Raw genomic sequence first — 5,543 nt, 5'->3', positions numbered from 1 at the left:
CACCAGGTCAACATCGAATACCTGGCCCGCGTCGTGTGGGAACGCGGCCGGGCGGGCGAAGAAATCCGCGTGGCCTACCCGGACACCTGCGTGGGCACCGACTCGCACACCACCATGGAGAACGGCCTCGGCGTGCTGGGTTGGGGCGTCGGCGGCATCGAGGCCGAGGCGGCCATGCTCGGCCAGCCGGTGTCGATGCTGATCCCCCGGGTCGTCGGGTTCAGGCTGACCGGCGAGCGACAGCCGGGCGTCACCGCCACCGACGTGGTGCTCACCGTCACCGAGATGCTTCGCAAGCACGGCGTGGTCAGCAAGTTCGTCGAGTTCTACGGCGAAGGCGTCGCCGAAGTACCACTGGCCAACCGCGCCACATTGGGCAACATGAGCCCCGAATTCGGCTCCACTGCAGCGATTTTCCCGATCGACGAGGTGACGATCGACTACATGCGGATGACGGGTCGCAGCGAGGAACAGCTTGCGCTGGTGGAGGCCTACGCCAAGGAACAGGGCATGTGGCACGACCCCAAGCGGGAGCCGAAGTACTCCGAGTACATCGAGCTGGACCTGGCCGACGTGGTCCCGTCCATCGCCGGCCCGAAGCGTCCGCAGGACCGCATCGCGCTCAACGACGCAAAGAACGCCTTCCGCAACGACATTCACAACTATGTGGAAGACGGCGCGGAGAACCCGCACACCAAGCTTGACGAGGCTGTCGAGGAGAGCTTCCCGGCCAGCGACCCTGCGGTGCTGTCGTTCGCCGAGAACGGGTCGACCGATGTGGTGTCGGCGGCCGCCCACGCCGAGGGCCGGCCAACCAAGCCGGTGGAGGTCGATTCGGACGAGTTCGGCTCATTTGTTCTTGACCACGGCGCAGTGGTGATCGCGGCCATCACGTCGTGTACCAACACCTCCAACCCCGAGGTCATGCTCGGCGCGGCGCTGCTGGCCCGCAGCGCCGTCGAGAAGGGGCTCAACTCCAAGCCATGGGTGAAGACCACGATGGCGCCGGGCTCGCAGGTGGTCACCGACTACTACGACAAGGCCGGGCTGTGGCCGTACCTGGAAAAGCTCGGCTTCTATCTGGTTGGCTACGGCTGCACCACCTGCATCGGCAACAGCGGCCCGCTGCCCGAGGAGATCAGTAAGGCCGTCAACGACGCCGACCTGTCGGTGGCCGCGGTGCTGTCCGGCAACCGCAACTTCGAGGGCCGCATCAACCCCGACGTGAAGATGAACTATCTCGCGTCGCCGCCGCTGGTGATCGCCTACGCGCTGGCGGGAACCATGGACTTCGACTTCGAGGCCGACCCGCTGGGCAAAGATGAAGAAGGTGTGGACGTCTTCTTGCGGGACATTTGGCCGTCGCAGAAGGACATCAACGACACCATCGCCTCGGCGATCAACACCGATATGTTCACCAAGAACTACGCCGACGTGTTCAAGGGCGACGACCGCTGGCGAAACCTGCCCACCCCGAGCGGCAACACCTTCGAGTGGAATCCCGATTCGACGTACGTCCGCAAGCCCCCGTACTTCGACGGGATGCCGGCCGAGCCGGACCCGGTGACCGACATCGAGGGCGCCAGAGTGCTGGCGCTGCTGGGTGATTCGGTGACCACCGACCATATCTCGCCGGCGGGCAGCATCAAGCCGGGCACCCCGGCCGCGCAGTATCTTGACGAGCACGGCGTCGAGAAGAAGGACTACAACTCCTACGGCTCACGGCGCGGCAACCACGAGGTGATGATCCGCGGCACGTTCGCCAACATCCGGCTCAAGAACCAGTTGCTCGACGACGTGTCCGGCGGCTACACCCGCGACTTCACCAATGGCGGCGAGCAGGCGTTCATCTACGACGCAGCGCAAAACTATGCGGCGCAGGACATCCCGCTTGTCGTGCTGGGCGGCAAGGAGTACGGGTCGGGATCGTCACGGGACTGGGCGGCCAAGGGCACTCGGCTGCTCGGTGTGCGCGCCGTCATCGCCGAGTCGTTCGAGCGCATTCACCGCTCCAACCTGATCGGCATGGGCGTCATCCCGCTCCAGTTCCCCCAGGGAGAATCTGCGTCGAGTCTCAAATTGGACGGCACCGAGACCTATGACATCACCGGCATCGAGGCGCTCAACGAGGGCAAGACCCCGAAGACGGTGCATGTGAAGGCCGGCGACGTCGAGTTCGACGCGGTAGTGCGCATCGACACCCCCGGTGAGGCGGACTACTACCGCAACGGCGGCATCCTGCAGTACGTGCTGCGCAACATGCTCAAGACCGGCTAGACGACAAGGCGCTCCGTTGCCCCGGGTGACCGACGACCATCTCGCGGCGCGTCGCCGTCAGATTTTGGACGGCGCCCGGCGGTGCTTTGCCGAGTACGGCTACGACAGGGCCACCGTGCGCCGGCTCGAGCAGACCATCGGGCTGTCGCGCGGCGCGATCTTCCACCACTTCAAGGACAAGGACACCCTGTTCTTCGAACTCGCCCGCGAGGACGCCGAACGAATGGCCGATGTCGCGTCGCGCGAGGGCCTGATTCAGGTCATGCGCGACATGCTGGCGGCGCCGGATCAGTTCGACTGGCTGGCCACTCGCCTGGAGATCGCGCGCAAGCTGCGCAACGATCCCGCGTTCCACCGGGGATGGTCGGAGCGGTCGGCCGAACTGTCGGCGGCGACCACCGAAAGGCTGCGTCGGCAGAAGCAGGCCGGGCGGCTGCGCGACGACGTGCCCAGCGCCGTGCTGCAGACCTACCTGGACCTGGTGCTCGACGGACTGGTGGCGAGGCTGGCCTCCGGCGACGACCCCGAAAAGCTCAGGGCGGTACTCGACCTCGTCGAAGCGTCGGTCCGCCAGCAGTAGTTCCTCGCCGGCTATCGCCGGGTGCGGTGGTTGGGTCCACCGCGGCTGCGCATCCTGGTACCGGACTCACGCAGCATGCTGTGTATGGAGCCATACGAGCGACCTGTCGAGGCGACGAGCGAACGGATGCTTGCGCCACCCTCGTACGCGTGCCGCAGATCGTGCAGCAACTCATCCCGGGACTTGTTCAGTTTCTTCATCGACTCCTCCCCGCTGTTGATGCCCCGACGCATACCCAGGGTAAGGAAGCGTTAACCCAACGGCGGGCGGATTCGTGAAACGGCGCGCGATATTGCCTCAGGCCAACTCGATGAGGTCGGCGTAATCGTCGGACCAGAAGTCCTCGGTGCCGTCGGGCAGCAGCACCACCCGTTGCGGAGCCAACGCCTCCGCGGCACCCGGGTCGTGCGTCACCAGCACCACCGCGCCGACGTAGCTGCGCAGCGCGTCCAGCACCTGTTCGCGCGACGCCGGATCGAGATTGTTGGTCGGTTCGTCGAGCAGCAGCACGTTTGCCGTGGACGCGACGAGACCGGCCAGCGCCAGGCGTGTCTTCTCGCCACCGGACAGCGTGCCGGCCGGCTGGTCGAGCTGCGGCCCGCCGAACATGAACGCGCCCAATAAGCCTCGCAGGTCCTGCTCGCGGGTGTCGGGTGCGGAGTGCCGGATGTTCTCCCATACCGTGGCGAGATCGTCGAGGGTGTCGTGCTCCTGCGCGAAGTAGCCGACCTTGAGGCCATGGCCCGGTTCCAGCGCCCCGGTATCGGGCGTCTCGACCCCGGCCAGCAGGCGCAGCAATGTGGTCTTGCCCGCACCGTTCAGGCCAAGCACCACTACGCGGGAGCCGCGGTCGATGGCCAGATCGACGCCGGAGAACACCTCCAGTGATCCGTACGTCTTCGTCAAACCCTTCGCGACCAGTGGGGTGCGGCCGCACGCCGCCGGAGTTGGGAATTTGATTCTGGCCACCTTGTCGGCAACCCGTTCGTCGTCGAGCGCCGCCATCATTCGGTCGGCGCGACGCAGCATATTCTGTGCCGCAACAGCTTTGGTCGCTTTGGCGCCCATCTTGGCGGCCTGGGTGCGCAGCGCGGCGGCCTTGCGCTCGGCGTTGGCGCGCTCACGGCGGCGACGCTGCTCGTCTGTGGTGCGGGCATCCAGGTACTTGCGCCAGGTCATGTTGTAGGCGTCGACCTCGCCACGAACGGCGTCCAGGAACCACACCCGGTTGACGACGTCGGCCAGCAGCTCGACATTGTGACTGATCACGACCAGCCCTCCGGTGTGTGCCCGCAGGAACTCCCGCAGCCAGCCCAGCGAGTCGGCGTCGAGATGGTTGGTCGGCTCGTCGAGCAGCAGCGTGGTGGCCGAGCCCGCCCCCGTGTCGGATGCCGCGAACAGGATGCGGGCCAGCTCCACCCGGCGGCGCTGACCGCCGGACAGCGTGCGCACCGGCTGGGTCAGAACACGTTCGGGCAGACCGAGACTCGCGCAGATGCGCCCCGCCTCGCTTTCGGCGCCGTATCCGCCGAGCGCGGCGAACCGCTCCTCGAGTTGGCCGTAGCGGCGTACCGCACGGTCACGGGCCGCATCGTCGGCGACCTCCGCCATCAACGCCTGCTGCTTCTCCAGATCGGCGAGCAGGGTGTCCAGGCCGCGGGCCGACAGCACCCGGTCGCGGGCCAGCATGTCGAGGTTGCCTTCTTTGGGATCCTGTGGCAGGTAACCGATTTCCCCGGTCCGCGCGACGGTGCCGGCATACGGTTCGCCTTCGCCGGCCAGGATGCGCATGGTCGTGGTCTTGCCGGCGCCGTTTCGTCCGACCAAGCCGATGCGGTCGCCGGGCTGCACGCGCAGGGCCGAACCGTCCGCGGACAGCAGCGTGCGCGCGCCGGCGCGGACCTCGAGGTCCGTTGCGGTGATCACGCTGCGCTCCTAGCGGTGTTATTTGTCGTCGGTGAAGCTCGGGGGCCGCTTTTCCGCGCGTGCGGCTACCGCTTCTTCGAAGTTGGCGGTGAGCAGGCGCACGAAGAGTTGTCCCAGGCCTTCGGCCTGCATGTGCCCCTCCAGGCTAGCGGCGTCCAGTCCAGTCCACAGTGTGCGCTTGGTCAACTCGGTTCCCGGCCGGGAGAACGCGGCGATCTTGTCGGCCATCTGGTAACAGACGTCGAGCAACTCGTCCCCCGGCGCGGTGCGCGACACCAGCCCGATGCGTTCGGCCTCCGCGGCGTCGAGGTCGCGGCCGGTCAACATCAGCTCGAACGCCCGCGAGGAGCCGATCGCCCGGGGCAGCAGATAGCTCAGCCCTAGCTCGCTGGCGGTCAGGCCATTGTTGATGCCGGCCGCCCGGAAGAACGCGCCGTCGGCGGCGAGCCTGATGTCGGCGGCCAGCGCCAGGCACAGTCCCCCGCCGATCGCCGCGCCGTTCACGGCGGCGATGACGGGCTGGTGCATCCGGCGCAGCGCCAGGATCACGTCGTCGAGCACCTCCATCGAGCGCAGCGCGAAGGTCGGCCGGGTCAGCCCGTCGATGTTCGGCACGGCACCCGCGGACTTGTGGTCGGCGCCGGACGAGAATCCCCGCCCGGCGCCGGTCAGCACGACCACCCGCACGGAGTTGTCGTAGGTCAGCTCGTCGAGGACCTTCTTGAGCGGAACCATGACGTCGAACGCCATGGAGTTCATC

The 5,543-nt window shown here is 67.0% G+C and carries 5 protein-coding genes; 2 read left to right on the top strand and 3 right to left on the bottom strand.

Annotated elements, in window-relative coordinates:
* Both acnA and ACRDU5_RS20015 read left to right on the top strand, forming a co-directional pair.
* The coding region (gene acnA / locus ACRDU5_RS20020) for an aconitate hydratase AcnA (RefSeq protein WP_526616576.1) at positions 1-2,277 on the top strand (2,277 nt) is incomplete at its 5' end.
* Positions 2,278-2,293: 16 nt separating this feature from the next.
* On the top strand, positions 2,294-2,857 hold the full coding sequence (locus ACRDU5_RS20015; protein ID WP_526616575.1) for a TetR/AcrR family transcriptional regulator: 564 nt from the start codon (positions 2,294-2,296) through the stop codon (positions 2,855-2,857).
* Between the two features lie 11 nt (positions 2,858-2,868).
* Here ACRDU5_RS20015 and ACRDU5_RS20010 read toward each other — a convergent pair whose 3' ends face one another.
* The 3 genes from ACRDU5_RS20010 to ACRDU5_RS20000 all read right to left on the bottom strand — a co-directional run.
* Positions 2,869-3,057, bottom strand: a complete 189-nt coding sequence (locus ACRDU5_RS20010; RefSeq protein ID WP_526616574.1) for a helix-turn-helix domain-containing protein — start codon at positions 3,055-3,057, stop codon at positions 2,869-2,871.
* Positions 3,058-3,154: 97 nt separating this feature from the next.
* Positions 3,155-4,783 (bottom strand): ABC-F family ATP-binding cassette domain-containing protein, encoded by a 1,629-nt coding sequence (locus tag ACRDU5_RS20005; protein WP_526616572.1) that lies wholly within the window; start codon positions 4,781-4,783, stop codon positions 3,155-3,157.
* 18 nt (positions 4,784-4,801) lie between these two features.
* Positions 4,802-5,543: enoyl-CoA hydratase (locus ACRDU5_RS20000; RefSeq protein ID WP_526616571.1), on the bottom strand; the 742-nt coding region annotated here is incomplete at its 5' end.

It is taken from the genome of Mycobacterium sp., from assembly GCF_050701515.1.
GTDB lineage: Bacteria > Actinomycetota > Actinomycetes > Mycobacteriales > Mycobacteriaceae > Mycobacterium.
This window is presented reverse-complemented; position numbering and strand designations above follow the sequence as displayed.